Source organism: Micromonospora sp. NPDC092111 (assembly GCF_044755745.1).
In the GTDB taxonomy this organism is placed as follows: Bacteria; Actinomycetota; Actinomycetes; order Mycobacteriales; family Micromonosporaceae; genus Micromonospora.
In genome coordinates, this window is sequence record NZ_JBIVRQ010000007.1 from 191,117 (window position 1) to 203,068 (window position 11,952).

The window sequence follows — 11,952 nt, forward strand, 5'->3', positions numbered from 1 at the left end:
GTGTCAGGCCACCGGGCGTGGCCAGACGGAGTGTCAGGCCACCGGCGGGGTCGGGCGGAGTGTCAGGCGACCGGCGGGGTCGGGCGGCGGGTCGCGGCGGCGTGCGCCAGCAGCAGCGCCACCGCCAGCACGGTCAGCACCGGGCCGAGCAGTCGGACCGAGATGTCGCCGAGCAGTACTCCCAACCCGGCCGGGATCAGTGCCGCACCGATCCCGGCGGCCCCGATCTGGACGCCGATGGCCCGGTCGGCGTGCGCCGCCCCGACGCGTTCGGCGGTGGTGAGCGTGAGCAGCGGGAAGACCGGCGCGGCGGCGAAACCGATGACGAAGAGACCGGCAACCGTCACCCAGGCCGGCGCGGGAAGCGCGACCAGCACCGCCCCGGCCGCCATCCCCAGCAGGCTCCCCCGCAGCACCCGCCCGGTCCCGAGCCGCTCGGCGACCAGCCCCTGCACCACCCGGCCGACGAACAGGCTGCCCCAGTACCCGGAGACACAGATCCCGGCGGTCGCCCCGGCCAGCCCCCGCCCCTCGGTGAGCAGCAGGTACGCGTAGAGCCCGGCGGATACCTCGATCGCCACGTAGACGGCGAAGGCGAGCGCGCCGAGCCAGACGGCGGGCAGCCGGAGCGTTTCCCGCACCCGCACGGCGACCGACTCCCCCTGCCCCGCGGAGCCCGCCGTGGGGCCATCCGGCGTCGAAGCGGCCGGTACCGGAACATGCGATGCCGGATCGTGCGGTGTCGGATCGTGCGGTGTCGGATCGTCGAGGGCCGCACCGCCCAGTGCCGAAGCGTCCACGGCCGCACCGCCCACGGCCGCACCAGCCACGGCCGCACGGTCCACAGCCGCACCGCCCAGGGCCGGACCGCCCAGGGCCGAAGCGTCCACGGCCGGACCGGACGGCGGCCGGGCGTCCACGGCCGGACCGGCCGGTGCGGGGATCGGGCTGTCCTGAGGCCCGTCCGGCATCGCCGGGTCGTCGGCGTGCAGCGGCCCGGCGTCGGCCGGGGCGGGTCGGGGGGTCGTACCCGCCGGCCGCTCCCGCCAGGCCCGGACGGTGAACGCGAACGCGGTGGCCAGGGCGAGCTGGGCGGCGGCGGTCACCGCGTACCCCCAGCGCCAGCCCGCGCCGGTGCTGAGCATCGCGGTCATGACTAGCGGGCCGATCGCCACGCCGAGGCCGAAGAAGGCGTGCAGCCAGTTCATGTGGCGCGGGCCGAACGCCCCGGCCGCGTACGCGTTGAGGCCGGAGTCGATGGCGCCGGAGCCGAGGCCGAGCACCAGCGCGCAGCAGATCATCACGGTCAGCGCCGGGGCCGAGGCGTACCCGGTCAGCGCCAGGCTGGCCAGCAGGGTGCTGCCGGCGAGCAGCCGGCCCACGCCGAGCCGGGCGAGGGTGAACCCGGCGAGGACGCTGGAGGTGAGGTAGCCGACGGTGCCGGCGGTGAGCACCAGGCCGACCGCCCCGGTCGGTACGTCGAAGTCGGCGCTGATCGACGGCCAGCCGACGCCGATCAACCCGTCGGGCAGGCCGAGGCTGACGAAGGCGAGGTAGGCGAGGAGGAGCAGGGAGGCACGGGGCGGGGCAGCGGACACGAAGCCCCATCCTGCCGCATCAACGAGAACGGGTCGATGTGACCGTCGCCTCCACCGAATCGGCAAAATGCCACGCCCGGACGGGCAGGAATCCGGACAGGACATCCAGAATCCACCGTTCGGGGGACGGCAAGCCGGGGTGATCGCGCAAGACTTTCGGGATGCAACAGGGCTCCGGTTTCCTCACCCCACGTCAGCGCCGCCTGGCTTGGCTCGGCTTCCTGCTCGCCGCCGTCCAGGCCCCGGTCGCCGCCAGGTTCGCCACCGACGACTCGTGGCTGTTCAGCCTCTGCGTCGCCCTCATGGTGGCCACCGTGATCATCGCCGACGACGCCGGCCGTCGCCGCCCGGCCGACGCCACCTCCGCCGACTGACGGACGGCATCGGTCCCACCGACGGAACGTCACCGTTCCCGTCCCTCCCGCGCCCACCGCTGACGACCCCGACGAAGCCGCGCAGGCAGGGCTGCGCGGAGGCAGGGATGCGCGCAGGCAGGGATGCGCGGAGGCAGGGATGCGCGCAGGCAGGGATGCGCGCCGGCAGGGCTGAAGGTCCTGCCCTGCGCCGGCACCGTCCTGCTCGGGTCACCCGTCACCTGAGTCGGTCCCGCCGGGGCGGGCCTCGTGCCCGGGCCGGCCAGGGGTGCGCCGCCGCTCCTTCATCTCCGCCTCGTACAGGTGCCGCCGGCCGCCGACCAGCTCGTCGCGGGCCTCGCGGTCCAGCGTCCGGAAGAGGTCGTAGTAGCTGTCGTCGAAGTCCTCGACGATCTGGAAGGTCCAGCGCCCGGCGATCACGTTGCGGCCGAGTAGCTCGGTGACGACCCGGTCGGCGATCCCGTGGTGGCCGGCCGCGCGCAACTGCGCCACCGCGTCGTCGAGCATCAGGTCGGCGTGGCCGATGAGCTGGTGCATCGAGTAGAGGTGCCCGCGGGCCCGCTCCACCGTCTCCAGCGCCTCGCTGAGCCGGCCCAGCGCGGCCACCGTCTGGTCGCTGACGCCGTCGGGCCGGCGGTGCCGGCGGTCCGGGCCGTCCTCGTGCTGTCCCATCCGTACCTCCGTGGTGCCGAACGCGCCCGGTGCGCGCGGTTCTCCTTCTGCCCGCCGTGGGCCGGGTCAATCCCGGTGGCGGAGGCCGACCGGCCGGAGGGGGACCCGGGACCGGCCGAGCGGCCGAGGGCACCCCGGTTACCCGGTGGTTAGCCTCGGTCTTCATGCGAGCGCCGTACCCCCAGGGCCCGACCGGCACCGCCGTGAGCGCGGCGCGGTCCAGCCTTGCCCTGCTCACCGCGTCGGTCGGTGCCCCCGGCCTCGCCGTGGCCGCCGCCCGCCCGGGTCTGCTCGCGCTGGTCGACCAGCACGCCGCGGCGGTCCGGGACAGCCTCGACGGCGACCGCCGGCCGCTGACCCCGGCGACGCTGGCCGGGTACGCCGAGGGGGTCCGGGCGACGGCCGTCGAGCACGGCCTGCTCCCCGGCGGGGCGTTCGACTGGGCCGAGCCGGACTGGGTGCAGACCCGGCTGCTCGCGGTCTGCGCGCTGGCCCGCACGCTCGACCCGCGGCACCTCGACCGCGCCTGAGCCACCGGGCACGACGGGAGGGCGTCCGCACCACGCGCGGACACCCTCCCCCGTGACGCCCACTCAGCTTCCCGGACGACCGAACTGCTGGGTCTGGTCGCCGGCGTTGCCGGACTGGTAGGTGCCCTGGCCACCGGCCATCGACCGGGCCTCGTCGACGCGCGGCATGTGCTGTGTCCGCTCGCCGGCCCGGTCGGCCATCTGCCGGTTCATGTCGCCCTGCCCGGCCGAACGGGCCCGACGGTGCTCCTGGACCGCCCGCGACTCCTCGGCCGCGCGGTCCAGCCAGCCGTCCCAGCGGGCCTGCATCGGCTTCACCAGACCACCGCCGACCCCGACGATCAGGATGCCGGCCACGGTGGCGAGCACCGCGATCAGGACCGGCGTGGTGACCGTGGTGGCGATGCCGACCTGGTTCAACGCGGCGATCACGCCGAGCGCCAGGATGAAGACCGCGATCAGGTCCGCCAGCACCTTGCCGTAGGACAGGCCGCCGAGCGCACCGGAGACCAGATCCCGCACGGCGTTGGCGATCGCCGCGGCGACGACCACGATGACGATCGCGACGAAGGCGCGTGGCAGCCAGGCCACCACCCCCCGGATCAGGTCGCTGATCGCGTTGGGGCCCCAGACCCCGAAGGCGAACTGCAGCGTGAACAGCAGCACCGCGTAGTACGCCAGTCTCGCCAGGATGTCACTGGCGTCGTACTTCGTGCGTTCGAGCGCCCGCTTGACGCCACCCCGTTCGACCGCTCGGTCGAAACCCACCCGTTCCAGCGCCGCGTCCACGATCTTCAGCACCGCGCGGGCGATGAGCCAGCCCACCACGAGGATGACGATGAACGCGACGGCCCTCGGGATGAAGAGCAGCACCGACCGCCACATGTCGGTCAGGGCGGTGCCGATGTCGACCTGCCTGACCGCAAGGGTTTCCGGCATGATGTCCCTCCTGTCCAATGGACTGCGCCGCCCGGTTACCCGGTGACCGCAGGGGCACGCCGTGCAGACCATCAGCAATTTCCCGACATGTCTCCTGAAATACCCCCTGACCTGCACGAACAGCGCCGGCCGGCGGGGCCGCCGGAGCGTCGCGGGGCATGATCGGAACGCCTCGGGACAGCTCCGGCTAGGCTGCGGACATGCCAGGCACGGTCGGACGGACCCCGACGTCACCAGCCGCCGCCCCGGGACCGGCAGCGGTCTCGCAGGTGGCCGCCGCCGTGCTCGCCCACCCGTGGACCGACACCCCGCTGGGCGCCCGGCAGGACTGGGACGGGGCGGTCCGCGCCCTGGTGGACGCGATCCTGTCCTGCCCCGTGCCGATGGGGCTCTACTACGGCGACGACTTCGTCATGGTCTACAACCAGGCGTACTCGGAGCTGCTCGGCGACCGGCACCCCGGCGCCCTCGGCCGGCCCGCCCCCGAGGTCTTCGCCGACCTCTGGCACGTCCCGGGCGTGGGTGAGGTGATCGAACGCGCCTACCGGCACGGCGAGTCCTTCCTCCAGAAGGAGTCGGTGCTGCCGGTCGACCGGCACCTCGCGGCCACCGGTGACCACGCCGTCTTCACCCGGGGGCACTCCCCGGTACGGGACAGCACCGGCCGGGTGGTCGCCGTGCTCACCGTCGCCGCCCAGACCACCCAGCTCACCCAGCAGTTGCAGAGCCTGTCCGACTTCGCCGCCGCGCTCTCCGGCACGCTCACCCTCGACGACGTGGCCCGGGTGACCCTGCGCTACGCGCTGCACTCCTTCGACGCCGACCGGGTGTCGTTCGCGGTCGACGACGGCGCGGCCTGGCGGACGGTCCGGCGGATCCGGGGCGAGTTGCTGGACGAGGCCGACGAGCGGCTACCGCCGCTGTGGCGGCCTATCCCGGCCGACACCTCCGAACCGGTCGTGGTGACCGCCCGCAGCGGGGTGCCGTTCTTCGCCGGGGACGGCCAGCCGCTGCGGGACAGCGCGGTGGACCGGCACGACCAGAAGATCCGCTCGCTGGCCGCCCTGCCGCTGCGCTCGTCGGTGATCCGTGGCGGCATCTCCGTCGGCCACCAGGCCCCGCACGGCTGGTCGGCGGCGGAGCGGGCGCTGCTGGCCGCCTCGGCGGAGTTGGTCGGCCAGGCGGCGGAGCGGGCCCGCCGGTTCGAGACCCAGCACGGCACCGCGCAGCTCCTGCAACGCAGCATGCTGCCGGAACAGCTTCCGGCGCTGCCCCGGCTGCGGATCGCCGCCCGGTACGCCCCGGGTGTCGACGGCAACGCCGCCGGCGGCGACTTCTACGACGCGTTCCTGCTGCCCTCCGGCGGCCTCGGCGTGGTGCTCGGCGACGTCGCCGGGCACGACGTGCAGGCCGCCGCCCGGATGGGGCAGGTCCGGGCGGCGCTGCGCGCGCTGGCGCTGACCGACCCGCACCCGGACGCCGTGCTGGCCGGGCTGGATCGGCTGGTGGCCAGCCTCGGCACCGAGACCGGCAGCCAGGAACTCTTCGTGACCGTGGTCTTCGGGGTGATCGACGCCGACCGGAGCCAGCTCACCCTGGCCAGCGCCGGGCACCCGCCACCCCTGATCCGGCGGTACGCGGCCGACGGCACGGCGACCACCACCTTCGTCGAGGTGCCGGCCGGCGCGCCGCTGGGGCTGGGCTGCCGGCCGGGCACCGCCACCGTGCCGTTCCGCCCCGGGGACACCCTGCTGCTCTACAGCGACGGGGTGGTCGAGCGGCGGCGGCAGAGCCTGACCACCGGGCTGGCGGCACTGGCCACGGCGGTGGCCGGCGCGGCCGGCGGCGACCCTCGGGCGCTCTGCGCGGTGGCCACCGGGGCGGTGGCCGGCACCACCGAGGACGACGTCGCGGTGCTCGCGGTGGAGCACGCGCTCAAGCCCAGCCGCTCGGCCGGGATGGAGATGCCGGCCGAGCCGACCGCGCCGAGCCGGGTACGGCACTGGATGACGGCACAGCTCACCGAGTGGCAGGTCCCCGAGGCGGTGATCGGCGCGGCGGTGCTCTGCACCAGCGAGCTGACCACCAACGCGTTGCTGCACGCCGGCACCGCCGCCCGGGTGGAGATCGACCTCAGCCCGGAACGGCTGCTGGTGTCGGTCGCCGACTCGGGAACCCGGGGCACGGTGACCCGGGCGCAGACCGACACGCTGAGCAGCCGGGGCCGGGGGCTCGGGTTGATCGAGCAGCTCAGCGACGCCTGGGGCACCGACCCGACGGTACGCGGCTCGACGGTCTGGTTCGAGATCCTGCTCCCCGCCTGACCGACCGGCAGGACGGGACCGCCGACCAGGCTTAGCTCCCCGGGCCACGGGGCACAGTCCCCACCTCCGCCCGGGCGTCCCGGGCTGGGCGAGAGGTGGTCGGGGTGGAGCTGGTCGACGTCGAGTTCGCGCTGGTAGGCGTGGGTGCCCTGCTGGCCGGGATCCTTCCCCGGGTGCTGGAACGCCGCCCGCTGTCCATGCCGATAGCGTTCCTCGGCCTTGGGATGCTGGTCTTCGCGCTCCCGCTCGGGCTGCCCGCGCCCGACCCGCTGAGGTACCCGCAGGTCGCCACACACCTGACCGAGATCGGGGTGATCGTCGCGTTGATGGGTGCCGGCCTGAAGCTCGACCGGCCGTTGGGCGGGAAGCGGTGGTCGTCCACCTGGCGGCTGCTGGCGATCGCGATGCCGCTGTGCATCGCGGCGGTGGCCCTGCTCGGCTGGTGGTGGGCCGGCCTGGTGCCGGCCGCCGCGCTGCTGCTCGGCGCGGCGCTCGCCCCGACCGACCCGGTGCTCGCCTCGGACGTCCAGGTCGGCGAGCCCACCGACGTCGAGGACTCCGAGGACGAGGTGCGGTTCGCGCTGACCTCCGAGGCCGGCCTGAACGACGGGCTGGCCTTCCCGTTCGTCTACGCCGCCATCGCCGTCGCCGGCAGCGGGCTGGCCCCGGCCGGGTGGTTCGCGCAGTGGTTCACCGTCGACGTGCTCTACAAGCTGGCCGTGGGCGTCGGCGGCGGGCTGCTGATCGGCTGGCTGCTCGGCCGGCTCTTCTTCCGTGCCCCGAGCGAGTTGCGACTGGCCCGGCACGCCGAGGGCTTCCTCGCGCTGGCCGCAACCTTCCTGGCGTACGGGCTGGTGGAGGTGGCCGGCGGGTACGGCTTCCTGGCCGTCTTCGTCGCCGCCCGGGCGATCCGGGCCGCCGAGCGGACCCACGAGTTCCACACCGTGCTGCACGACTTCGCCGAGCAGACCGAGCGGCTGCTGACCGTCCTGCTGCTGCTGCTCTTCGGCGGTGCGGTGATCACCGGTCTGCTGGCCCCGCTCACCTGGACGGCGGCGGCCGTCGGCCTGGCCCTGGTGTTCGTCATCCGGCCGTTGTTCGGGTGGCTGTCGCTGCGCGGTGCGCCGGGCCGACCGGCCGAGCACTGGGTGATCTCGCTGTTCGGCATCCGGGGCGTCGGCTCGTTCTACTACCTGGCGTACGCCACCACGAAGGCGGACTTCGCGCAGGCCGACCTGGTCTGGGCCACGGTCGGCCTGGTGGTGGTGGTCTCGGTGGTGGTGCACGGGGTCGCGGCCACCCCGGTGATGCAGCTACTGGACCGGGCCGGAGAGCGGACCAGCGACCCGTCGGAGCGGAGCCGGCGGGACGAGCCGGCGCTCGGTGGCGTCCGAGGTTGACCGGTCCCCCACGCTCCGCCGGGTTGCTTGGGGGACCGGGACCACCGGCACCCGCACCACGAGCGGTCAGCCACCGGCCAGTCGCCGTGCCAGGGCCCGGCCGAGGTCCCGCCCGGAGCGCCAGGCGGTCTGCACCCGGGGTACGCCGAAGACGTCCCCGGCCAGCCCGACGCCGTCGTCGTCGAGGTGGAACCCGGCGTCCGGGCCGGGCCCGACGGGCCGGGCGTACGTCCACCGGTGCACGTGGGTCAGCTCGGCCGGCTCGGGCAGGCCCAGCAGGTCGCGGACGGCCTCCTCGATCGCCGGGCCGGCGGCGGTGGGCTGCGCCAGGTGGCCGGCGGCGAACTCCGGCGTGGTGTGCGCGACCAGCACCGGTGCGCCGTCGCCGCGCCGGTCGCCGTCGTCGCAGACCAGGGCGAGCACCGGGTGCTCGTTGACGAAGGCGCCCCGGAAGTCGGCCCACCGCCGGTTCGGGAAACCCAGCACCCCGGCCAGCGCCGGCGACCAGCGCTGCCCCTGCGCGGCCCGGGTGGCCCCGGCCAGCGCCGGGTCGAGCAGCAGCGCGGCCTGCGGGCCGGGCATGCACAGCGCCACGGCGGCGCAGCTCCGGCCGTCCACCACCGGGCCGGGCGCGACGGTCATCACCAGCCGGTCGACCGTCACCGGCAGGTCCCGGGCCAGCTCCTCGACGAGCGAGCGCAGCCCACCCGGGGCGGCCCAGCGCACCGGCCCGGGCACCTCGCGCCGGCCGTCCGGGCCGTACGCGACGAAGGTGTCGGTCCACTCGCGGACCAGCCCGGCGGCCTGCCACCGCCCGACGACCTCGGCGAAGTCCGGATCGTCGACGGTGAGGTACGCCGCGCCGAGGTCGGCGGGGCGGCCGTCGAAGCGCCTGCTGGCCATCCGGCCGCCGGGCACCCGGCCGCGTTCCCGGATCTCCACCGGGATCCCCGCCCGCGCCAGCTCACCGGCGCAGGCCACCCCGGCGATGCCGGCGCCCACCACGATCACACCCGAATCCACCAGGTGATCGTAGGTGGCCGGCGGGGTGGTCGGCCGGGAGCGACGCGGGCCGGTCCCGGCCGTCGCTGCGGGTCGGTGGGTGTCAGCGCGGGTCGCCGCGCGCATCGGGGCCGTTCTCCCCCCGGGTGGGACCCGCTGCTCGGTACGGGCCGCCGGTCAGGCGCCCTGGCCCTGGTTCTGCATCAGGCCGCCGTCCATGAAGTACGTCGACCCGGTGACGTAGTCGGCGTCGTCGCTGGCCAGGAAGACGGCCAGCTTGGCGATCTCGGCCGGTTCGGCGGCCCGCTTCCACGGGATGCTCTGCACCTGTTCGTGCAGGTAGTCGGGGTTGTCGATGGCCTCCTGGTTGAACGGGGTCAGCACCATCCCGGGTCCGATGTTGTTGACGTTCATCCGCATCGGCGCGACCTCCAGGGCGAGGCTCTTGGCCAGTTCGAGCATGCCGCCCTTGCTGGCGTCGTAGTCCGCGCCGCCGGCCCGGGCCACCTCCTGGTGGACCGAGGTGATGTTGATGATCTTCCCGTGGCCGCCCTGGTCGCGGCGGTGCCGGACGAAGCGGCGGGCGCAGAAGAACATGCCGTAGAGGTTGGTACGGATGCACCGGTCCCAGGTCTCGGTGTCCAGGTCGGCGACAGGGATGCCGGAGGCGTCCACCCCCGCGTCGTTCATCAGCACGTCCAGTGCGCCGAACTCCGCCAGGGCCTCGTCGAAGATCGCCTCCACCTGGTGTTCGACGCTGATGTCGCCCTGCACCACCACCGCGCGCCGGCCGGCCTTCTCGACCTCGGCCCGGGTGTGGTTCGCCCCGGCGTGGTCGTGCAGGTAGTGCACCACCACGTCGGCGCCCTCCCGGCCGAACTCGATCGCGGTGGCCTGCCCGATGCCCGAGTCCGAGCCGGTGATCAGGGCGGTCTTGCCGGTCAGTCGTCCGGTCATCAGCGTGCTCCCTCCGTCGGTCCCGTGCCGGTCGGCACGGGTTGCCGCGACCGTGCCGCGACGTCGCGGTGCCGCTCGTCGACCTCGGTGAGCCGGCCGGCGGCGTTGATCAGACCGATGTGCGAGAACGCCTGCGGGAAGTTGCCCAGGTGTTCCCCGGTGGCCTGGTCGATCTGCTCGGCGTACAGCCCGAGGTCGTTGACCCGGTCGGCGAGCTGCCCGAAGAGCCGGTCCGCCCGGTCCCGCTGACCGGCCAGCGCCAGGCAGCTCGCCAGCCAGAACGAGCAGATCACGAAGCCCGCCGGGTCGCCGTCCCAACGGCGCAGCAGGCCGCCGCGGGACAACCGGCGCTCCACCACGTCGATCGTGGCGCGCATCCGCGGGTCGTCGGCCGGCAGGAAGCCGACCAGCGGCATGAGCAGCACCGAGGCGTCCAGCCGGTCGGAGTCGAAGGCCCCGGTGTACGCGCCGAGCCGGTCGTTCCAGCCCCGTTCCAGCACCGCCGCCCGGACCTCGTCGCGGGCCCGCGCCCAGCGGGCCAGGTCGGCCGGGTCGCCGATCCGGGGCCCGAAACGCACCGCCCGGTCCAGCGCGGTCCAGCACTGCACCTTCGACGAGGTGTAGTGCCGTTCGGCGTCGCGCGCCTCCCACATGCCGGCGTCCGGCCGGTGCCAGTCCCGCACCGCCTGGTCGGCCAGCGCGTGCAGCAGGTGCCGTACGTCGGGCGACATCGGGTCCAGGTAGTGCCGCATCAGCCAGGCGGCGTCCAGGATCTCGCCGAGCACGTCGGTCTGCCGCTGCTTCCACGCGTCGTTGCCGACCACCACCGGCCGGCTGTCGGCGTACCCGCGCAGGTGGTCGAGGGCGTGTTCGGTGAGGTCCCGTTCGCCCTCCACGCCGTACATGATCGGCACCCGGCCGTCGTCGATCCGGCCCATCGCCCGGGCCACCCAGGAGAACTGCCGGTTCGCCTCGTCGGGGCAGGCCGCCCGCCACAACGCCTGGAGGGTGAGGCTGAAGTCGCGGACCCAGACGAAGCGGTAGTCGTAGTTGCGGTCGCCGCCCAACTCCTCCGGCAGCGAGGTGGTCGCCGCCGCCACCACCGCCCCGCTGGGCTGGTACGTCATGCCCTGCACCACCATCGCGCTGCGCCGCACCTGGTCCCGGTAGCGGCCCTGGTAGTCGTGCAGACCGGCCCAGGAACGCCAACCGGCCACCGCGTCGGCCACCACCCGGTCCGCGTCGGGCAGCGCCGGACCGGCAGCGTCGTAGGTCGGGGCGTACCCGAGGGTGAACCGGAGGGTGTCCCCGGCCCGGACGGTGACCCGCCCGGTGGCGTTGCCGTCCCGGCAGGTCAGCGGCGGGTCCGACCGCAGGCTCAGCCGGCAGGCGCCGGCCGCCGCGTCGATCGACCCGGACGACTCCATCAGGTACGCGGTGACCTGCCCGTACTCGAACCGGGGCCGGTAGTCGATCCGCACCGGCACCTCGCCGGAGAGCCCCTCGACCACCCGGGCCAGCACCCGGGGCGAGCGCAGGCCGATGTCGTGCCCACGGGCCCCCGGCTCCAACGCCAGCGCGTCGGTCAACGCGACCACCCCACTGTCGGTGGTGAAGACGGTCCGCAGCACCAGGGTGTCGTCCAGATAGGAACGCTCCACCCGGGCGTCGCTCTCGGGGGCGATCGACCAGTGCCCGGCCCGGTCGTCGAGGATCCGGCCGAAGACCGATGGGCCGTCGAAGCGGGAGGGGCACCACCAGTTGACCGAGCCGTCCCGGTCCACCAGCACGGCGCTGCGCCCGTCGGCGAGGAATCCGTGGTCGCTGATCCGTCCGCTGTCCACGGCCCGGCTTACCCGGGCGTGCCGGGCAGCATTCCTCTCGGCCGGCGCCGCGTTACCCAGGCCGGGCAGGATCCCTCGACCAGGGCCGCATTACCACACCCGGCGTGATTCCTCGACCGGGCCGCGGCTACCCGGGCCGGGCGTGATTCCTCGACCAGGGCCGCATTACCCGGGCCAGGCGGGACTCCTCGACCAGGGCCGCATTACCCGGGCCAGGCGGGACTCCTCGACCAGGGCCGCATTACCCGGGCCAGGCGGGACTCCTCGACCAGGGCCGCATTACCCGGGCCAGGCGGGACTCCTCGACCAGGG

At 74.4% G+C, this 11,952-nt stretch carries 10 protein-coding genes; 4 read left to right on the forward strand and 6 right to left on the reverse strand.

Annotated features, from left to right (window positions below):
• Positions 1-62: 62 nt before the first annotated feature.
• On the reverse strand, positions 63-1,598 hold the full coding sequence (locus ACIQG9_RS16745) for an MFS transporter (protein ID WP_400402889.1): 1,536 nt from the start codon (positions 1,596-1,598) through the stop codon (positions 63-65).
• A gap of 161 nt (positions 1,599-1,759) precedes the next feature.
• On the opposite strand from ACIQG9_RS16745, the gene ACIQG9_RS16750 reads away from it, so the two are divergent.
• A complete protein-coding gene (locus ACIQG9_RS16750; RefSeq protein ID WP_282272823.1) occupies positions 1,760-1,972 on the forward strand; it encodes a hypothetical protein in 213 nt (70 codons plus the stop codon).
• 210 nt (positions 1,973-2,182) lie between these two features.
• Here ACIQG9_RS16750 and ACIQG9_RS16755 read toward each other — a convergent pair whose 3' ends face one another.
• Positions 2,183-2,644 carry a hypothetical protein gene (locus tag ACIQG9_RS16755; RefSeq protein WP_400402894.1) on the reverse strand — a complete coding sequence of 154 codons (462 nt, stop codon included), beginning with the start codon at positions 2,642-2,644 and terminating at the stop codon, positions 2,183-2,185.
• A 164-nt stretch (positions 2,645-2,808) separates the two neighbouring features.
• Between ACIQG9_RS16755 and ACIQG9_RS16760 the strand changes: the two genes are divergently transcribed.
• Entirely contained in the window at positions 2,809-3,174 is a 366-nt protein-coding gene (locus ACIQG9_RS16760) for a DUF6401 family natural product biosynthesis protein (RefSeq protein ID WP_400402896.1), read from the forward strand.
• Between the two features lie 63 nt (positions 3,175-3,237).
• Here the strand turns inward: ACIQG9_RS16760 and ACIQG9_RS16765 are convergent, their stop codons facing one another.
• The gene (locus tag ACIQG9_RS16765) at positions 3,238-4,113 is read right to left on the reverse strand and encodes a hypothetical protein (RefSeq protein ID WP_400402899.1); all 876 of its coding nucleotides are present in this window, start codon (positions 4,111-4,113) and stop codon (positions 3,238-3,240) included.
• A 200-nt stretch (positions 4,114-4,313) separates the two neighbouring features.
• Between ACIQG9_RS16765 and ACIQG9_RS16770 the strand changes: the two genes are divergently transcribed.
• Complete coding sequence (locus ACIQG9_RS16770; RefSeq protein ID WP_400402902.1) at positions 4,314-6,437, forward strand: SpoIIE family protein phosphatase; 2,124 nt, start codon at positions 4,314-4,316, stop codon at positions 6,435-6,437.
• 104 nt (positions 6,438-6,541) lie between these two features.
• Entirely contained in the window at positions 6,542-7,837 is a 1,296-nt protein-coding gene (locus ACIQG9_RS16775) for a cation:proton antiporter (RefSeq protein WP_400402904.1), read from the forward strand.
• A gap of 66 nt (positions 7,838-7,903) precedes the next feature.
• Here the strand turns inward: ACIQG9_RS16775 and ACIQG9_RS16780 are convergent, their stop codons facing one another.
• The 3 genes from ACIQG9_RS16780 to ACIQG9_RS16790 form a co-directional block, all read right to left on the reverse strand.
• The gene (locus ACIQG9_RS16780; RefSeq protein WP_400403221.1) at positions 7,904-8,848 is read right to left on the reverse strand and encodes an NAD(P)/FAD-dependent oxidoreductase; all 945 of its coding nucleotides are present in this window, start codon (positions 8,846-8,848) and stop codon (positions 7,904-7,906) included.
• Positions 8,849-9,016: 168 nt separating this feature from the next.
• Complete coding sequence (locus tag ACIQG9_RS16785) at positions 9,017-9,796, reverse strand: SDR family oxidoreductase (protein WP_400402907.1); 780 nt, start codon at positions 9,794-9,796, stop codon at positions 9,017-9,019.
• Positions 9,796-11,640: a glycoside hydrolase family 15 protein gene (locus ACIQG9_RS16790; protein ID WP_400402910.1), complete on the reverse strand. Its 1,845-nt coding sequence runs from the start codon at positions 11,638-11,640 to the stop codon at positions 9,796-9,798. The genes ACIQG9_RS16785 and ACIQG9_RS16790 overlap by 1 nt, the downstream gene beginning before the upstream one ends.
• Between the last annotated feature and the right edge of the window lie 312 nt (positions 11,641-11,952).

What these genes read in the sequence shown, in the direction of transcription:
- ACIQG9_RS16760 (WP_400402896.1), top strand. Translation starts at nt 2,809, where the DNA reads ATGCGAGCGCCGTACCCCCAGGGCCCGACCGGCACCGCCGTGAGCGCG.
- ACIQG9_RS16755 (WP_400402894.1), bottom strand. Translation starts at nt 2,644, where the DNA reads ATGGGACAGCACGAGGACGGCCCGGACCGCCGGCACCGCCGGCCCGAC.
- ACIQG9_RS16785 (WP_400402907.1), bottom strand. Translation starts at nt 9,796, where the DNA reads ATGACCGGACGACTGACCGGCAAGACCGCCCTGATCACCGGCTCGGAC.
- ACIQG9_RS16750 (WP_282272823.1), top strand. Translation starts at nt 1,760, where the DNA reads ATGCAACAGGGCTCCGGTTTCCTCACCCCACGTCAGCGCCGCCTGGCT.
- ACIQG9_RS16770 (WP_400402902.1), top strand. Translation starts at nt 4,314, where the DNA reads ATGCCAGGCACGGTCGGACGGACCCCGACGTCACCAGCCGCCGCCCCG.
- ACIQG9_RS16765 (WP_400402899.1), bottom strand. Translation starts at nt 4,113, where the DNA reads ATGCCGGAAACCCTTGCGGTCAGGCAGGTCGACATCGGCACCGCCCTG.